Origin of the sequence: Lacticaseibacillus salsurae, assembly GCF_045862175.1 — a bacterium.
Classification (GTDB): Bacteria; Bacillota; Bacilli; order Lactobacillales; family Lactobacillaceae; genus Lacticaseibacillus; species Lacticaseibacillus salsurae.
In genome coordinates this window covers 1-16,247 of the sequence record NZ_BAAFZI010000003.1, presented here as the reverse complement: position 1 = coordinate 16,247, position 16,247 = coordinate 1, and the positions used below count along the sequence as shown (strand labels likewise).

The window sequence follows — 16,247 nt, the reverse complement described above, 5'->3', positions numbered from 1 at the left end:
CTCCTTTATACCGCACGGCGGCGGAAACTTAAGTAAGCGATAAACGTAAACAATACGGTATAACCAACGGTACAAGCGATCATCACTGGCGTATCTAGTAGCGTCAAGGCGTGATAAGTTTTCGGATCTTCGATTTGATTGCCCACCAATAGCATGGTGAAGGGATTCCACTTCAACCAGTGCTGATAGCGAATAAACATCACTAAGATCGATGCGGCCACTGACGCGACAAAATAGCCGATGAACCCACAGGCGATCGCTGCGGCATTGGTTTTAAACCATGTCGCCATCAAGATCACCACACTCAGTAGTAACAACAATACCAATAACGACGCGCCGGTGTTGACCAAATACGCCTGCCATAGCGGCATATTGTTAGCCATTTGTTGCCAATCAAAATGTGGCTTGACCAAAAGCGTCAATAACCCAGTCATCCCACTGGCCACTACCTGCAAGCCGACTAACTGCAACAACATCACGATGAGCTTGCTGACAAACACTTGGCTGCGGTAATACTTGCGATACAGCAGTTGTTTGATGGTGCCATATTGAAACTCCATGGCGATCGTTGACGCGACGCTGGCGATCATAATGAAATCCACCAACATCCCACCAACATAATTCATGCTGATCATCATTTGTGGCGATAAGAACTTAGGATGACGCCACATCCATGCCGCAAAGCCGATCTGCACCAAAACCATGAACGCTAACGCCAGCCAGGTGCCTTTTTTATGGGTGAGCTTAAATAACTCTTGTTTGATCAATGTCCCCATCAGTGCACCTCCTGTTCGACCAGATCCAAAAATGACTGTTCCAAGTCATGTTGGGCTTTGGTCACATCTTGTACCGCAATGCCAGCATGCACCAACGCGATCAGTGCCGCATTTAACACGGTGCGGTCGCTTTGGGTGATCTGCAGCTGGCGATCCACCAAATTCACTGGCACATGCGCGGCTTGTAGCGCCGCCAAAGCTTCGCGGTCATTAACAGTGTGCAACACATAAATCGTTCCACCAGCGTCAGCCAGTGCTTGCATGGTGCTTTGTTGAATAATGTGGCCGTGATCTAAGATCAACACATCATCGGCGACTTTCTCCAACTCAGACAAAATGTGACTAGAGATCAAAAAACTGGTGCCCGCTTTAGCCATGCGGCGAATAATGTCGCGCAGATCTTTGACTGCTTGCGGATCCAAGCCATTCATCGGTTCATCCAAGATCACCAATTGTGGTTGATCCACCAACGCTTGGGCGATGCCTAGCTTTTGTTTCATCCCCAACGAGTAAGACTTGGCTGGTTTATCGATGTAGCCGGCCATACCCAAAGCCTGTACGATCGCAGCAACATGTTCTTGGCGATTTTTCTTCGCGGCAAACAAGTTAAGGTGTTGGCGCCCTGTCAAAAACGGATAAATACCAGGATATTCGATCAGCGCCCCGACATGGCGCAACGCTTGGTGTTTGGTGATGCTCACCGGTTGTTGGGCGATTTGGATCTGACCGCCATTCGTGGGGATCAGCCCTAAGATCGCCTTCATGATCGTACTTTTGCCGGCGCCGTTTGGTCCCACCAAACCCACCACGTGCCCTGAAGCCACGGTGAAGTCGACGCCATGTAAAACTTTTTTCTTGCCGAAAGTTTTGTTGAGCCCTGAAACTTTCAATAAAGCTTCCATACTACCCCTCCAATCTGAACACGCTAAATATACCATGAATTGAAGGCTTTTCCTCGTCAAAAAGTCTGAAGTTATCACAATAATTATGCCACTGGTGGTACAATGACAACGTTTACTAAACTTTATTGAGGTGAGTGCCATGTATCAAGCAGATCCAAAACGCTACGATCACATGCAATATCGACAAGTCGGTACCAGCGGCTTACATTTACCTGCCATCAGCTTAGGCTTGTGGCACAATTTCGGTAGTGTCGACCCGTTAAGCAACCAAAAAGCCTTGCTTGAATATGCGTTTGATCACGGGATCACGCATTTTGACTTGGCGAATAACTACGGCCCAGAACCAGGTAGCGCCGAAAGCAACTTTGGGCGGCTGTTTCATTCAGAATTTGCCGCATACCGCGACGAAATGATCATTTCCACCAAAGCCGGCTACTTGATGTGGCCTGGTCCTTATGGGGAATGGGGCTCGCGCAAACACATCATCGCGTCTTGTGATCAAAGCTTGCGCCGCTTAGGTTTGGATTATGTGGATATTTTTTACCATCACCGTCCTGATGAAAACACACCGCTGGCTGAAACTGCCGAAGCCTTAGCGCAACTGGTGCGCAGCGGCAAAGCCTTATACATCGGCATTTCCAACTATAAACCAGAAGCCACCGTGCAAATGAGCACCTTGTTGCAAGACTTACACGTACCGTTCATTATTCAACAACAGCGCTACAACATGTTTAACCGCGAACCAGAACAAGGGTTGTTTCAAGCCTTAGCCAAACAACACTTAGGCGCGATCACCTTCAGTCCTTTAGCGCAAGGGTTGTTAAGCGATCGGTATTTAAACGGCATCCCTGCTGATTCTCGCGCTGCTCGGTCGACCAGTCCATTTTTGCATAAAGATAAAGTTGCCGCCACTTTAGCAACCGTGAAAAAGCTCAATGCGATCGCCCAAAACCGCGGCCAAAGCTTAGCCGCGATGGCGTTAGCTTGGAACTTGCGCCAGCCCGTCGTGGCCAGCGTGTTAGTTGGGGCTTCGCGTACCAGTCAATTGGCTGCCAACTTGAAAGCGTTGGATCAACTTGATTTTACTGATGACGAGCTCGCCGCCATTGATGCTGCCTTACAATAATCACATGCACAAGAGCTTGGCAAACTGACACGTGCGCTTGATGTAGCAACAGACCATGAAGCGTAATAATCAACCCATGCTTGCAGATGAATAATATTTGCACGCATTCAGCATATCTTACATGTGACACTAATAAAGCTGGGAGCTCCGCTGCAGCGACTCTCGGCGGTGAATAGATTTGAGTTCTATCTACACTTTGGTCATCGCTCCGGCGTTGGCCACACTGCTGGCTTCAAGTGTCACTTACCTTTGTCGGTATCTGCTCCACCACAACCAGCAGCTCAAGGGCCGGCACACTCATCACCACGGTAAACGCCGTCGCAAGCGATAGTACCGACTAACGACGCCCCACCCAGGTCGCACTACCTGGGTGGGGCGTTTTGTTATCGTTGAACAAAAAAAGCGGAACCCTGATCATCAGGTCCCGCCCGCCGGCTTACAGCAGGGCACTACTCCCACTGCGGCTTTCGACTTGGTTCTATCTACGAGTTCATTATAGCATGTTTTTCTTCCTGCTACTAAATTTCTAGTAAGTTCGTTGCAAAACTCACCTGCGTAAAAAGCTAAGACCGCTTCATGATGAATCCGTTTTGCGGCGGAAACCCAGCTTTTGCCTGATTAGGTAAATATTTACCATAATTAGTAAAACTTTTGCTTTACATTTTACTAAAACGCGTTAGACTATAACTAACCGGTTAAGCCGAGTACCGATATTTCTGTTAGCGGTTTCATTAGCAGCAAGGTTTTCTCGGTAGTTAAAGTTTACCTGACACAAGGAGAACGCTTATGACAAAAAGTGACAAAATCATCATCGATCCTGAAGTCTTTGCCCGCACGATCCTGGCAGGCAATCCTAAAGGCCCAGACGAAGACAACCGGGTCTACATTAAACGCCAATTGCGTTTATACCTAGAAGCGTTGCTGATGATTCAAGATTTCAATAATCTTGAAAACACCCAATTTGATATTGCTAAAGAAGATCAACGTACCAAGATCTTACAAAAGATCATGGAACATCGTTATTGATCCCTCATTCCGGCGGTGAATCGCCGGAAATATTTTTCCGCTAACTGTAAGCGCTCACTGATACCGCTTTAGGAGGACCCACCATGAAACATCTCAAACAATATTCGTCTTATGCCTTTGGGGCGTTTGGCCATGATGCCTTTTATGCCACCTTATCGACATACTTCATGCTTTTTGTCACCTCGCAATTATTCAATACCGCCGATTCAGGCTTCAACACCCGCATGATCGGCTATGTGACCGTCATGATGACCGTCATTCGTATCGCCGAGATCGCCTGTGACCCCTTGATCGGCGGCGCCGTTGATAATACCCAAACGCGCTGGGGGAAATTCAAACCTTGGCTGTTGACTGGGGCAACGATCAGTTCCGTGATGCTGGTATTGATCTTCACCAACTTCGGCGGCTTGGCCACCAGCCAACCACTCCTTTACTTGATTTTGTTTGGTTTCGCCTTTGTGATCTTGGACATTTTCTACTCGTTTAAAGATATTTCGTTTTGGTCCATGTTACCGGCTTTGTCCACTGACTCCAAAGTCCGCGCTCGCTTTGGCACGATCGGCCGTTTCGGTTCGACTTTAGGCGCGCAAGGCGTCCCGATCATTATTTACCCCTTGATTGTGTTCTTTTCACAATCGATTTCCGGCACCCAAGGCAACACCAAGACCCAAGCTGGCTGGACCGGCTTTGCCATTGTGATCGGCTTGATCTCTTTCTTAGGCGCAATGGCTGTCGCATTAGGCACCAAGGAAAAGCAAAACTTGCTGCGTCAAAACACCGAACATGTACGCTTCCGCGATGTGTTCAAAGTCATCGGCCAAAATGATCAACTGATGTGGTTATCATTGGCTTACTTCTTATTTGCTTTAAGCTATGTGGTCACCAACTCCTTGACCGCATACTACTTTACTTATGTGTTAGGCGCTTCAGACAAATTCTGGTTAGTCGGCGTGATCACCGCGATTTTAGGGATCGTTTCCGTGGTTTTGTTCCCAAGCTTAGTCGCCGTGTTACATCGCGAAAAGATCTTCGTCGGCGGGATCGCCATGATGTTTGTCGGCTACTTACTGTTCTTGTTTGCTGGTAGCAACTTGACCATGGTTTTGCTGGCAGTTGCCGTCTTCTTCTTCCCATACCCGATGATCTTCTTGGCCGCTTTAATGACCATTACCGATTCCGTGGAATATGGCCAATGGAAAAACGGCACCCGCAATGAATCTGTCACCTTATCTGTGCGGCCTTTGATCGACAAACTTGCCGGTGCTATCGCCATGGGGGTCGTTGGCTTAGCCGCAGTGCATGCCGGCATGGTCGGCAACGCCAAGCCTTCAAGCATTACTGCAGGCGAACTGTTTACCTTCAAATCTTACATGTTCTATGTGCCAATGGTCTTGTTGATCTTATCGGCTTTGGTTTACATGTTCAAAGTGAAGTTATCCGAAAAGCGCCACACTGAAATCGTTCGCGAACTGGAACGCAAGCTGCGCGCTGAAGCTAAGCACCAACCAGAACCAGAAACTCTCGACGAACCTAATGCCGTGCCTGAACGCTCTTGATCTGCTAAAAAGCCGCCGCGTGCGGCTTTTTTGTTGCCATCGATTTCCCGGGAAATAATTTTTCGCGTTTTTTCAAAAAAGGCTTGCCTTAGAGTACACGCTAAGGCTTATGCTACTGTCATCAGGAGGTGGCGCATGGAAACTTATCGTATCGGTGAATTTGCCACTAAAGTCGGTTTATCAACTTATACACTGCGTTACTACGAACAAGTTGGCTTACTACTACCGCATCGCGACGCCAACGGACAACGCTATTACACTAACGACGATGTGAAGTGGCTGATTTTTATTTTGCATCTCAAAGGCACTGGCATGACTATGACGCAATTGAAAACTTATGTCCGTTTGCGCGCACAAGGCGATGCCACGATCAAACAACGCTTAACGTTGCTGCATGATGTGGCAGCGGATGCCCATGCGCAGATCCGCGCATTGCAAAATAATCTGGCGGTGCTGGAGCATAAAATCGATTGGTATCAAGGCAAAGTTGATGCCACCATCGCCGAAGATGAAAGTTTTGAAGCCTATCTCAACAGACTCGATCAGAAGGAAGATCATGACTGAACAAATTTCGAAAATATATCCAAATGGCCCACTGAATACCGCTTATGCCAAGTATTTCACCGGCAACAGCTACTTACGCAACTTGATCTCAGACCCTGACATCAATGTCGGCGTTGGTGAAGTCAGCTTTGAACCCGGCTGCCGCAATCATTGGCATATTCACCATGATGGCTTTCAGCTGTTGATCGTCACCGGCGGCGTTGGCTGGTATCAAGAAGCTGGACAACCGGCGCGCAAATTACATGTTGGCGATACCGTCGTGACCAAAGATGGCATCAAGCACTGGCATGGCGCGACCAAAGACGCTTGGTTCAGCCACATTGCCATTACCGCCGGCACCCCAGAATGGTTAGAAGCGGTATCTGACACTGATTACAACGCCTTGGAGGACTAAATGATGAAAAAACAAACCGCTGGCCGCGACCAACTGGGAGATTTTGCCCCAAAGTTTGCGGAATTGAATGATGATGTGTTATTTGGTGAAGTGTGGGCGCGCGAAGCCCAAATGTCGCCGCGCGATCGTAGTTTGATCACTTGCTCAGCGTTAATGGCGCAAGGCTTGTTCCCACAACTTGACACGCATATGGCCATCGCCAAACAAAATGGCGTCACTAAAGACGAAATGGTGGAACTGATCACCCATTTGGCCTTTTACGCCGGTTGGCCTAAAGCTTGGAGTGCTTTTGCGTTGGCCAAAAAGATCTACAGCGAGGAGGCGTGAGTATGACGATCCACGAAGAAAAATATACCTTAGCCAATGGTGTTGCCATTCCTAAACTGGGCTTAGGCACCTGGTTGATCGATGACGGCCCAGTTGAATCTGTGGTCACAGCGGCGATTCAAGCCGGCTACCGGCATTTAGATACTGCCCAAGCTTACGGCAATGAAGCTGGTGTTGGCCGCGGCATCCGCGCTGCTGGCGTGGTGCGAGATGACCTATTTGTCACCACCAAACTAGCTGCTGAACATAAAGACTATGCCACAGCAAGTGCAGCAATCGATGAGTCCTTGAAGAAACTCGGTTTGGATCATATCGATTTAATGTTGATCCATGCGCCAGAACCTTGGGCTAACTTCCGTGATGGCGACCACTATTTTCAAGGCAATCTGGAAGCTTGGCGCGCTTTAGAAGATGCCTACAAAGCAGGCAAGTTGCGCGCCATCGGGTATCGAATTTTGAGCCTATCGATGTACAAAATATTCTCGATCACGGTACCATCGCCCCACAAGTCAACCAAGTGCTTGCCCATATCGGCAACCTGCCCACTGAGGTGATGGCTTATGACCAAGCCCATGACATTTTAACTGAAGCTTATTCGCCGGTGGCCCATGGTGCAATGTTAAATGAACCGCAGATCGTCGCGATGGCGGCGCAATATGGCGTTTCTGTGCCGCAGTTGGCGATCAAATACACCTTGCAACACGATTTACTGCCGCTACCTAAATCAGCCAGCATCGCGCATTTAAAGGCCAATGCGGACTTGGATTTCACCATCAAAGCCAGTGATATAGCCAAGTTAGATCAGATCCACTTCACTGATTACGGTGCTGACAAAGCCTTTCCGGTATACAGCGGCAAAAAAGATTAACATACAACTTCAAATATAAAGTATGTTTTCACCCAAAATATAAGCGCCTCTACACCACGCAATCACTTGCATGAGGTAGAGGCGTTTGTATTTTGAGGGTTATTTTATAAAACGAGACTATGAAATTTACGCTCCGATTTTATTGCCATTTTGCAAACTCCGCTTCATTCGCTAACACATAGTGTGATCCGGCGATGCAGTGTAACGATCTGTTCTCATATTGTTGCGCTTGGGCGTGATAACTAACTCCTGATGACAATTGACGCTGACGTGGGTTAATCGTTGGAATTGCTGCCAGCAGACTCTTCGTGTATGGATGATAGGGATGTTCAAAGATTTCTTCTGTGGTCCCGATTTCAACCAGATGACCGAGGTGAACGACACCAATATGATCCGAAATATACCGTACCATTGCCAAATCATGCGCAATAAATAGCATTGCCGTACCAGTGTCTTGCTGAATTTCTTTCAACAAGTTAACAACTTGTGCTTGTACTGAAACATCCAACGCCGAAATAGCTTCATCAGCGATAATCAATTTAGGCTTAAGGATCAAAGCACGTGCAATTCCAACTCGCTGCCGCTGTCCACCAGATAATTCTTTCGGGTAACGCACTGCAAATGATTCGTCTAATCCGACTCTTCGCAATACTACATTTACCGCTTCAAGCCGATCTGCTTTTGACATTTCAGGATGATGTGTCAATAAGCCAAGTTGAATAATGTCTGCAACCTTTTTACGAGGGTTGAGACTCGACATTGGATCTTGAAAAATCATTTGCATGTCTGTTCGGAGCTGCTTAGTAGTAGCCGCGTCCATCTGTCCAGAAATCGGCATTCCTTCAAAAGTAACCGTTCCTGCAGTGGGATGATACAAACGAATAATAGCCCGACCAATGGTAGTTTTGCCACTGCCAGACTCACCGACTAAACCAAACGTTTCGCCGGGCTGGACACTAAAGGAGACATCGTCAACAGCTTTAATGACTTGCTTATTCGCACCAGGAAAATATTGCTTTAGATGTGCCACGGTTAATAATGCTTCAGTCATATTGTGCCTCTGCTTTCATCTTTTGAATTCTCTCCGCAAGCGCCGCCGGCATCTTAACTTCAGGTGCACGTGGATCCAATAACCAAGTCCGCACCTGATGATGTTCATTTACTTGAAACATCGGGGGTTCTTCTTTGAAGTCGATCTTGAGCGCATAAGGATTACGTGGCGCAAAAGCATCACCGACAATTGGTTTGGTCAAGTCTGGAATCGTCCCACTAATCGTTGCCAGTTTTGTCGAGTGTGCTGAAACATCTGGTACTGATGACAGTAATCCCCAAGTATATGGATGCTTCGGATCGAAGAAAATATCATCGACAGTACCGAATTCGATTACCTTCCCTGCATACATCACTGCAACCTGATCAGCTACTTTAGCCACGACCCCAAGATTATGGGTGATAAAGATCACTGAGAGATTGCGTTCAGATTGAATCTGTTTGATTAACGCCAATATTCTGGCCTGAATCGTCACATCAAGGGCAGTGGTAGGCTCATCACAAATTAAAAGACTTGGATCACCAGCCAATGCAATGGCAATCACTATCCGTTGTCGCATACCACCAGACAGTTGATGAGGATATTGTCGGCTCACTTCTTGGGCTCGTGTGATACCAACAGTTGTGATTAGCTCAATGATTTTGGCTTGTAGCGTCGCTTGTTCAATCTTGGGATGGGCAGCGACAACCGCCTCACCAATTTGACGTCCGATCCGCATTGTTGGATCAAGCGAGGTCATCGGGTCCTGGAAAATCATAGCGATTTGTTTTCCCTTGATAGTAGATTGCATCTCTTTAGCTGATAACTGAAGGAGATCAACAGTCCGTTGGCCAGAGTCGGCTTGATATGTGAATTCGATCTTACCTGATTCAATCACTTGATTTGGAGCATCCTCACCAATAATTGGCTTAACCGTTGCAGATTTACCACAACCTGATTCCCCAACCAGAGCTAAAGTTTGACCGCGCTTCACTTCAAGAGAAATGCCACGTACCGCATGAACGCTACCATGAAAGGTGGTATATGAGACTTGTAGATCAGTCATCGTTAAAATGTTTTCACTCATCATGCACCCTCCTAATCTAATTCAATCGCGTCGCGCAAACCATCAGCAATAATGTTAAAGCTTAACATTATTAACGCCAAGCTGATCACCGGAAAGATGACCATATAAGGATAAACAATGGCTTGGCTGTATCCATCGTTGATCATCGTCCCTAATGATGCCAGCGGAGCAGGGATACCTAAACCAACAAACGCTAAAAATGCTTCCAAAAAGATTGCATTGGGAATCGAAAACATAAAGGTCGTTACAATCTGACCAAAGACGTTAGGTAAAATCTCAGAGAAGATAATCCGGCTCGTTGATACTCCCATACTTTTCGCCGCGAGTACATACTCCTCGGACTTAACTTTCAACACCTGGGCCCGAACAACTCGTGACATATTGATCCAACCCATCAACATCATGGCCACAATAATGCTTGTTAGTCCTGGTTTCATTACCAACACCAATAATGTGACGATAATGATCATCGGAATAGTGCTCAACACTTCAGTGATCCGTTGCATCACGATATCGATCCGACCACCAAAATATCCCGACACTAATCCATAACTGGTACCAATAAACAAATCAATCAGCATAGCAATCACTGCCACACGCAAAGAGATCCCAGTACCTTCTGCAACTCGAGTGAAAATATCTCGGCCCAAATTATCAGTACCAAACCAGTGTCCTAACGTACCCGGAGCTAAATTAGAATGCGACGGATCCACTGCTTCAGGAGCAAAGCGACTGATCAGCGGCACCGTAAAGGCAAACAAAGCAATTAAAATAATTACTGCTAGTGCAACAACTGCGCCTTTGTTACGCAAGAATCGCCGTACAACAAGTTGAGCAAAGGAAAGTGACTCACCACTATAATGCTCCACTGAAGTCTCATTGTTAGCAAACGTAAAGTCATCATTGTTCTCAGCCATTATGCTCACCTCTTCTCCAATCGTACGCGCGGATCAATCACGCCATACAAGATATCAACAATCAACATAATGCTGACAAACAACAATGCATAAAAGAATGTGATTCCTAACACCACGTTATAATCGTTGGCTTGGATTGCGCTGATATATAACGTGCCCAGTCCCGGAATTGAAAAAGCTTTCTCAATTACCATTGAGCCAGCAATCAATTCAATCATCAAGGGTGCCAACACAGTAATCACTGAAATCAAAGTGTTCCGTAACACGTGCCGCAAAATCAACTGAACGTGGGTAATTCCTTTTGCATCAGCAAGACGATAATAATCTGATTGCATCACGTCGACCATTTCTGAACGTGCATAACGTTCCATACTAGCCATAGTGAAAGTACTTAGCGCAATTGTTGGCAAAACAGTGGACACCCAACTTCGATCAGCATCATACACGGCTGGCATCCAATGAACCAGATAGGAAAATAGCAGCGATAAAATCAACGCTACAACAAAGTTTGGTAAGCTGACCCCAATCACTGAGACCCCAGTCATTAAATTATCGATCCAACTATTATGTTTCAGCGCAGCCACAATTCCTAAACCCATGCCGATCACAGCACCCAAAGCGGTTGCTTGCAGTCCGATTTGTAAAGAAATTGGGAAGTGTTGGGCAATCATAGTGACCACTGGCGTATTTACTTGAACGGAGTACGACACTCCAAAATCGCCAGTCAGCATGTGCCTAAAATAATCCCAGAACTGAATCAATACTGGTTGATCAAGGCCATATTTAGCATAAAGAATCCGTAGTTGAGCGTGCGTCATCTTCTCGTCATTGAACGGGGAGCCGGGCATCGCTTTTTCCATCACAAACAACGCTAACGTGATAATAAAAAGCGTAAGCACCGCAATGAGGACGCGCTTGAAGATATATTTTTTCATATGATGTCCTCCCATCAAATTGCTGATTCAAATTTCACTCAAACGCAAGCGATTAATTAGGCAAACAGTGTTCAATAACGAGAACCGATAGCTAAAATTCACCGCAATTACGCACAGTCGAGCTAAAAGGCGACGAAATCTCTCTTATAAAAACGAGCCGTGACAACTGTCACGACCCACTTCGTTACTTAACCGTTACGTATTTGAAACGATAAGGAACACCAGCCAGATGATCGACTAATCCGTGTACGCTTGAACGTTGCAAAACAGGGCTTGAAATTTGATAGAGTGGCGGGCAAGCAGCACTATTAACCAAGATGTCATTCGCCTTCAATAAATCTTGATACCGTTTGGCACTGTCATTTGCATCACGACCGGCAGCTTGATCCATAGCAGCATCAAAGTCTTTGTTGACCCACTTCATATAGTTACTGTTATTGTCGGAACGGTACATCGTCAAAATTGCTGTTGGGTCTGCATAATCCGGTCCCCAGCGAGTTAGCATCACATCAAAGTTACCACTGGTAAGCTTGCTAGAACGGGTCTTTTTAGTAACTTGTTGTAAGTTGACTTTAAATCCTGGGAGATTTTTTTCGACTTGTGACTTGATATACGCCGCTACATTAGCATAGGCAGGATCTGAGTCATCGTACATCAATGTGATACTGCGCGTCGATGTTTGTTGTTTGGCTTTGGCCCAAGCAGCCTTAGCTTTGGCTGGAGAATAACCATAGCCTTTAGTGCTTTCATCAGCAAAATCTTTATTGGTGCCTGGATCGGTCACCAAATTCTTCATGATCATTGAATTAGCAACTTCAGAACCATCTTTAAGCACATCTTTGACAATCGTATTCTTGTTGATTGAATAAGCAATTGCCTGATGTAAGGCGGTATTATTAACGCTAGATCTTGCCATATTAAACATCAAATATTGGGTAAAGTTCCCTAACTGATTTTTATATCCAGCAGTCTTTTTGTATTTAGAAGCCAGTTGGCTACTCAGTGGTGTGTAATCAACCGTTCCATTTTGATAAGCAATAGCCGCTTTTTCTGGGTCCGTGATTACTTGAATTTTCACTTTGTTGACTTTAACAGCTTTAGCATCCCAATACTTATTGTTCTTCACTAAAGTAACGGTGTTATCGCCAGATTTCCACTTAGAAACCTTATAAGGTCCAGCTGCAACAAGGTGTTGAGAATCTTGAGCAAACTTCTTACCAGTCTTTTGATAATAGCTCTTGTCGACTGGTGCTAATGCTGAAAATGACAAGATATTCTTCACATAAGGAACCCGACTAGCATAATGAATAACCAAAGTCTTCTTATCCTTAGCCTCAACACCTAACTTATCTGGGCTCATCTTCCCAGCAACAATATCGTCTGCATTCTTGATACCTGCGGCTCCTAACTCAAAGTTAAAAGCTGATGCTTCTTTAGGATCCGCTAAACGTTGCCAAGCAAAGACGAAATCTTCCGCGGTCACATCATCTCCATTAGACCACTTGGCATTCTTACGAATCGTGTAAGTTTGCGTTAAGCCATCGCTAGAAGTTTTCACTTTTGATGCCAAGGCTAATGTTGCATTACCGCTATTGTTGATTGAATACAGCCCTTCGTATGTGTTACCAATAACTGTACAGGAGCTAGTTTCATAACCTAAGATTGGATCCAGTGAATCAAGCGAACTCGTTTGTACCATTGTTAAAGTTTTGCTATTGGTACTTGCGCTACTATTTCCTCCGCAAGCCGCGAGCGTTAAAGTTCCCGCCAGAACCAAAGCACTGGTCACTGTTTTTTTATATTTCATTCTTCAATTCCTCCGTTACGCAAACGGGTGTCCGTGGCCGAAACCACCATGCAATTGACAAGTTGCTTTCGCATTAGCTGCTGCTCTAACGCCACATGCATCCAGTGACTTGCCATCAGCATATGCAACCAAGAATCCTGCAATGAAGCTATCTCCCGCGCCCATAGTATCAACAATATCTACTGGTTCTGGCCGTTGATAAACACGCTGGGTGGCAGTCTGTAATAATGCTGGCTGACCGCCACGTGTTATTACAACGACTTCAGGACCTAAAGCAAGCCAGTGAGCCGCTAAGCTTTCCGCTTCATCATCATGCAATGTCGAACCCGAGAAAAAGGCTAAATCAACCAGGGGCAAAGTCTTCGCCAAATAATCTTCATCTCGACAATCAGAAAAATCAAACGCGATTTTTACATGTGAATCAAAAGTCGTCAGATCTGCTTCAATGTTGGAGTAAATACTCGTATGTAGCACATCATAACTGTTAATAATCTGGCGATCCGTTTGCGTTAGCCGCAACTTAAAGAGATGTTGCGCACTGTCTTGGGGGCCAGCTTGAAACTGTCGATCACCATCAGGCGCAATGATAACTTTTGGCATTGCAGTTGGTGCATATACCCGGCGACAGCGTACTTGTTCAACATCTTCTTGATCAAGTGCATCTTGGATATGCATCGCCCGCACATCGTTACCAAAAATTCCCATATAGCCGGCGCTGGTTGCACCAGCTTTTTTAGCATCAACAGCAACGTTAATACAATTACCACCCGGGTAATAAATGCCTTCATCAACATAAGTATCTGTGACGTTATCGCCAACTGCAATTAATTTCATATTGTTACCTTTTTAGTAGTCAAGATGCCACATATAACGACGAACATCTAAGGAATGACCACGTTCATAAGCCAAAGATTCTGCCAACGCTCGGAAAGCAATTCCAGAAATAATTTGTGAATAGTATTCTTGCAAGTCTTCATCGACACCGGTCATGTCAAAGTCAGCGCCATCGACTTCATAAACTTTCTTAGAAAAACGTTTAGCGAAAGTTGCCGCGCGTTCATCCATCACACGACTCTTGCCGATTCCTTTGCAAATCACAAACGGAACATCGAAATCAGTAACTTCAAAGGGACCATGGAAGAATTCACCAGAATGAATGAATCCTGAGTTGATCCATTGCATCTCTTGCAACCAGCAAGCAGAGAAGGAATAAACTTCCCCAGTGTTCACACCAGAACCAATGGCATAAATCAATTTCTCTCGTTTTAACTCTTTGGCCCATTGTTGCATAATCGGGGTATATTGAACGCGCGCTTTAGCAACTACTGGTTCAAACGTATCAATTGTTTGACGACCGCGAACATATTTATCAGATGGTTGTAAAGCATTCAACGTTTCAAATAACCAACCATATAAAACACCCGTGTTCAAATCCGAGGCATCAGTTCCTTTGCCCCAGTTGTAATGAATTACTTGATTAGCTACTTCAGCCAGTGGTGACTGTTCTGCGTTTGTGAATGCAATCGTTAAAGCACCATGTTCAGCAGCAAATTTAGTTGCTTCCACTGTTTCTGGTGTTGTGCCTGAATGTGAACAACTGACAACAACACTATGTTCATCGAGAGCTTTAGGATCACGAGTAACAAACTCACGAGCAGGTAAAATGGTCGCTGGCACGGTCAACTCTTTGGTGAAAATAAACTCTGCTGGTTGCATAAAAGCTAAGGACCCACCACACGCAACAAAATAAAAATGAGAAATTGGTTGTTGGGCTTTCACTGCGCTAACTGCGGCAGTGATTTCTTGTTGAAATTGTTTTTGCATTGAATCGATCCTCCAAAAATGTTTTCGACTGCGCATTTGTTATGTGTTGTCATAAGATAATGTAATTCCTTATGTTCATCTTGTCAACATCATTTTCTAATTTATTCTAATTTTTACTCACCGTAAGTTAACATTTTATTAGCTATTTCCGTGACTTCGTTGACACAAACCGTTATGATAATTGCAGAACCCTATGAATGGAGTGAGTATTTTGGCGATCCAGTCGCAGGCAGTTACCCCGCTATATGAACAAATTAGAAATGAAATTCGACAAGCCATCCTTGATGGCACCCTGAAACGTGGTGAACAACTTCCCAGCGAAAGCGACCTTGGTGTGCACTATCAAGTGAGCCGGATTACGATTCGGAAGGCCTTAACATTACTAGCTGATGAAGGGCTTGTAATTCGTCGTCAAGGCAAAGGATCTTTTGTTGCGCCTTTAGGTAAAGTCCAAGGAAAATTAGACCGCACGTTAAGTTTTTCAGATTATGTAACGAAACACGGGATGACTAGCGATACACATGTCCTGAAACGTGAAGTGGTCAAAGATGCAAATATTGCAGCGACTTTAAACATAGATGCTGATGCTGACTTATTTGCCATTCAGCGGATTCTTTTAGCCAACAACGTGCCGATGATGATCGACACATCTTGGTATCCAGCGTCAAAGTTTCCCGACTTGTTGACCCGTATAACTGACGATGTGTCGGTTTATCGCATTCTTCAACAATCGTATAATGAACGCATCGATCGCTCCATCAAAGATCTGAATGTTATATTGCCTGATGAAACAATCAGTAAACAATTAGAGTTAAAGCAAGTAGTTCCACTTTTTGCAGTTGATAAAACAAGCTTCAACATCAATGCGACCCCAATTGAGTACTCTCATTTTATTGTACGCGGTGATATGATGACTTATACGGTGGAATCTGGTGAAGGTTATTTTCGATTCGATAGCCAAGATTAGCAATAATAAGTATCCCCGCGTTTTACAATCAAGTTAGCCACTATCGTTAGCACTCAGACAAAATAAAAAACACCAAGTCGATACGACCTGTTATCATTAAAGTTCCTACACAATTAATGAAAGAGGTATCGTCTTGATGCA

Annotated in this window: 16 protein-coding genes and 1 pseudogene; 8 read left to right on the top strand and 9 right to left on the bottom strand. The window is 45.3% G+C overall.

What is annotated here, in order from left to right; genetic code table 11:
* Positions 1 to 5: 5 nt before the first annotated feature.
* Together ACKTSG_RS01975 and ACKTSG_RS01970 are read right to left on the bottom strand one after the other, a co-directional pair.
* The gene (locus tag ACKTSG_RS01975; protein WP_407891431.1) at positions 6 to 776 is read right to left on the bottom strand and encodes a DUF2705 family protein; all 771 of its coding nucleotides are present in this window, start codon (positions 774 to 776) and stop codon (positions 6 to 8) included.
* Entirely contained in the window at positions 776 to 1,678 is a 903-nt protein-coding gene (locus ACKTSG_RS01970) for an ABC transporter ATP-binding protein (protein WP_407891429.1), read from the bottom strand. Before ACKTSG_RS01970 ends, ACKTSG_RS01975 begins: the two co-directional genes overlap by 1 nt.
* 139 nt (positions 1,679 to 1,817) lie before the next feature.
* Between ACKTSG_RS01970 and mgrA the strand changes: the two genes are divergently transcribed.
* The 7 genes and pseudogenes from mgrA to ACKTSG_RS01935 all read left to right on the top strand — a co-directional run bounded on the left by mgrA (position 1,818) and on the right by ACKTSG_RS01935 (position 7,539).
* Positions 1,818 to 2,804, top strand: coding sequence for an L-glyceraldehyde 3-phosphate reductase (gene mgrA / locus ACKTSG_RS01965; RefSeq protein ID WP_407891427.1), 987 nt, complete (start codon positions 1,818 to 1,820; stop codon positions 2,802 to 2,804).
* 786 nt (positions 2,805 to 3,590) lie between these two features.
* Positions 3,591 to 3,830 carry a hypothetical protein gene (locus ACKTSG_RS01960; protein ID WP_407891426.1) on the top strand — a complete coding sequence of 80 codons (240 nt, stop codon included), beginning with the start codon at positions 3,591 to 3,593 and terminating at the stop codon, positions 3,828 to 3,830.
* An 83-nt stretch (positions 3,831 to 3,913) separates the two neighbouring features.
* Entirely contained in the window at positions 3,914 to 5,386 is a 1,473-nt protein-coding gene (locus tag ACKTSG_RS01955; protein WP_407891424.1) for a glycoside-pentoside-hexuronide (GPH):cation symporter, read from the top strand.
* A gap of 135 nt (positions 5,387 to 5,521) precedes the next feature.
* Positions 5,522 to 5,950: a MerR family transcriptional regulator gene (locus ACKTSG_RS01950; protein WP_407891422.1), complete on the top strand. Its 429-nt coding sequence runs from the start codon at positions 5,522 to 5,524 to the stop codon at positions 5,948 to 5,950.
* A complete protein-coding gene (locus tag ACKTSG_RS01945) occupies positions 5,943 to 6,344 on the top strand; it encodes a cupin domain-containing protein (RefSeq protein ID WP_407891420.1) in 402 nt (133 codons plus the stop codon). The genes ACKTSG_RS01950 and ACKTSG_RS01945 overlap by 8 nt, the downstream gene beginning before the upstream one ends.
* Positions 6,345 to 6,671, top strand: a complete 327-nt coding sequence (locus ACKTSG_RS01940) for a carboxymuconolactone decarboxylase family protein (RefSeq protein WP_407891418.1) — start codon at positions 6,345 to 6,347, stop codon at positions 6,669 to 6,671.
* A 2-nt stretch (positions 6,672 to 6,673) separates the two neighbouring features.
* Positions 6,674 to 7,539 (top strand): annotated as a pseudogene (locus ACKTSG_RS01935) (aldo/keto reductase).
* 139 nt (positions 7,540 to 7,678) lie between these two features.
* Here ACKTSG_RS01935 and ACKTSG_RS01930 read toward each other — a convergent pair.
* The 7 genes from ACKTSG_RS01930 to ACKTSG_RS01900 form a co-directional block, all read right to left on the bottom strand.
* Entirely contained in the window at positions 7,679 to 8,590 is a 912-nt protein-coding gene (locus tag ACKTSG_RS01930; protein WP_407891416.1) for an oligopeptide/dipeptide ABC transporter ATP-binding protein, read from the bottom strand.
* Entirely contained in the window at positions 8,583 to 9,659 is a 1,077-nt protein-coding gene (locus tag ACKTSG_RS01925; protein WP_434056249.1) for an ABC transporter ATP-binding protein, read from the bottom strand. Before ACKTSG_RS01925 ends, ACKTSG_RS01930 begins: the two co-directional genes overlap by 8 nt.
* A gap of 8 nt (positions 9,660 to 9,667) precedes the next feature.
* Positions 9,668 to 10,573 carry an ABC transporter permease gene (locus ACKTSG_RS01920; protein ID WP_407891412.1) on the bottom strand — a complete coding sequence of 302 codons (906 nt, stop codon included), beginning with the start codon at positions 10,571 to 10,573 and terminating at the stop codon, positions 9,668 to 9,670.
* Positions 10,574 to 10,578: 5 nt separating this feature from the next.
* The gene (locus tag ACKTSG_RS01915; protein WP_407891410.1) at positions 10,579 to 11,508 is read right to left on the bottom strand and encodes an ABC transporter permease; all 930 of its coding nucleotides are present in this window, start codon (positions 11,506 to 11,508) and stop codon (positions 10,579 to 10,581) included.
* Positions 11,509 to 11,692: 184 nt separating this feature from the next.
* Positions 11,693 to 13,315 carry a peptide ABC transporter substrate-binding protein gene (locus tag ACKTSG_RS01910; protein WP_407891408.1) on the bottom strand — a complete coding sequence of 541 codons (1,623 nt, stop codon included), beginning with the start codon at positions 13,313 to 13,315 and terminating at the stop codon, positions 11,693 to 11,695.
* 15 nt (positions 13,316 to 13,330) lie between these two features.
* Entirely contained in the window at positions 13,331 to 14,149 is an 819-nt protein-coding gene (locus ACKTSG_RS01905) for a PfkB family carbohydrate kinase (RefSeq protein ID WP_407891406.1), read from the bottom strand.
* Between the two features lie 12 nt (positions 14,150 to 14,161).
* Complete coding sequence (locus tag ACKTSG_RS01900; RefSeq protein ID WP_407891404.1) at positions 14,162 to 15,139, bottom strand: SIS domain-containing protein; 978 nt, start codon at positions 15,137 to 15,139, stop codon at positions 14,162 to 14,164.
* 211 nt (positions 15,140 to 15,350) lie between these two features.
* Here ACKTSG_RS01900 and ACKTSG_RS01895 point away from each other — a divergent pair, with 211 nt between their 5' ends.
* Complete coding sequence (locus ACKTSG_RS01895) at positions 15,351 to 16,106, top strand: GntR family transcriptional regulator (protein WP_407891402.1); 756 nt, start codon at positions 15,351 to 15,353, stop codon at positions 16,104 to 16,106.
* Positions 16,107 to 16,247 lie beyond the last annotated feature (141 nt).

Bases quoted from the DNA above. Each gene is read 5' to 3' on its own strand.
- ACKTSG_RS01950 (WP_407891422.1), top strand. From the start codon at position 5,522: ATGGAAACTTATCGTATCGGTGAATTTGCCACTAAAGTCGGTTTATCA.
- ACKTSG_RS01940 (WP_407891418.1), top strand. From the start codon at position 6,345: ATGATGAAAAAACAAACCGCTGGCCGCGACCAACTGGGAGATTTTGCC.
- ACKTSG_RS01970 (WP_407891429.1), bottom strand. From the start codon at position 1,678: ATGGAAGCTTTATTGAAAGTTTCAGGGCTCAACAAAACTTTCGGCAAG.
- ACKTSG_RS01945 (WP_407891420.1), top strand. From the start codon at position 5,943: ATGACTGAACAAATTTCGAAAATATATCCAAATGGCCCACTGAATACC.
- ACKTSG_RS01960 (WP_407891426.1), top strand. From the start codon at position 3,591: ATGACAAAAAGTGACAAAATCATCATCGATCCTGAAGTCTTTGCCCGC.
- ACKTSG_RS01910 (WP_407891408.1), bottom strand. From the start codon at position 13,315: ATGAAATATAAAAAAACAGTGACCAGTGCTTTGGTTCTGGCGGGAACT.
- ACKTSG_RS01955 (WP_407891424.1), top strand. From the start codon at position 3,914: ATGAAACATCTCAAACAATATTCGTCTTATGCCTTTGGGGCGTTTGGC.
- ACKTSG_RS01930 (WP_407891416.1), bottom strand. From the start codon at position 8,590: ATGACTGAAGCATTATTAACCGTGGCACATCTAAAGCAATATTTTCCT.
- ACKTSG_RS01975 (WP_407891431.1), bottom strand. From the start codon at position 776: ATGGGGACATTGATCAAACAAGAGTTATTTAAGCTCACCCATAAAAAA.
- ACKTSG_RS01920 (WP_407891412.1), bottom strand. From the start codon at position 10,573: ATGGCTGAGAACAATGATGACTTTACGTTTGCTAACAATGAGACTTCA.
- mgrA (WP_407891427.1), top strand. From the start codon at position 1,818: ATGTATCAAGCAGATCCAAAACGCTACGATCACATGCAATATCGACAA.
- ACKTSG_RS01905 (WP_407891406.1), bottom strand. From the start codon at position 14,149: ATGAAATTAATTGCAGTTGGCGATAACGTCACAGATACTTATGTTGAT.
- ACKTSG_RS01925 (WP_434056249.1), bottom strand. From the start codon at position 9,659: ATGATGAGTGAAAACATTTTAACGATGACTGATCTACAAGTCTCATAT.
- ACKTSG_RS01915 (WP_407891410.1), bottom strand. From the start codon at position 11,508: ATGAAAAAATATATCTTCAAGCGCGTCCTCATTGCGGTGCTTACGCTT.
- ACKTSG_RS01900 (WP_407891404.1), bottom strand. From the start codon at position 15,139: ATGCAAAAACAATTTCAACAAGAAATCACTGCCGCAGTTAGCGCAGTG.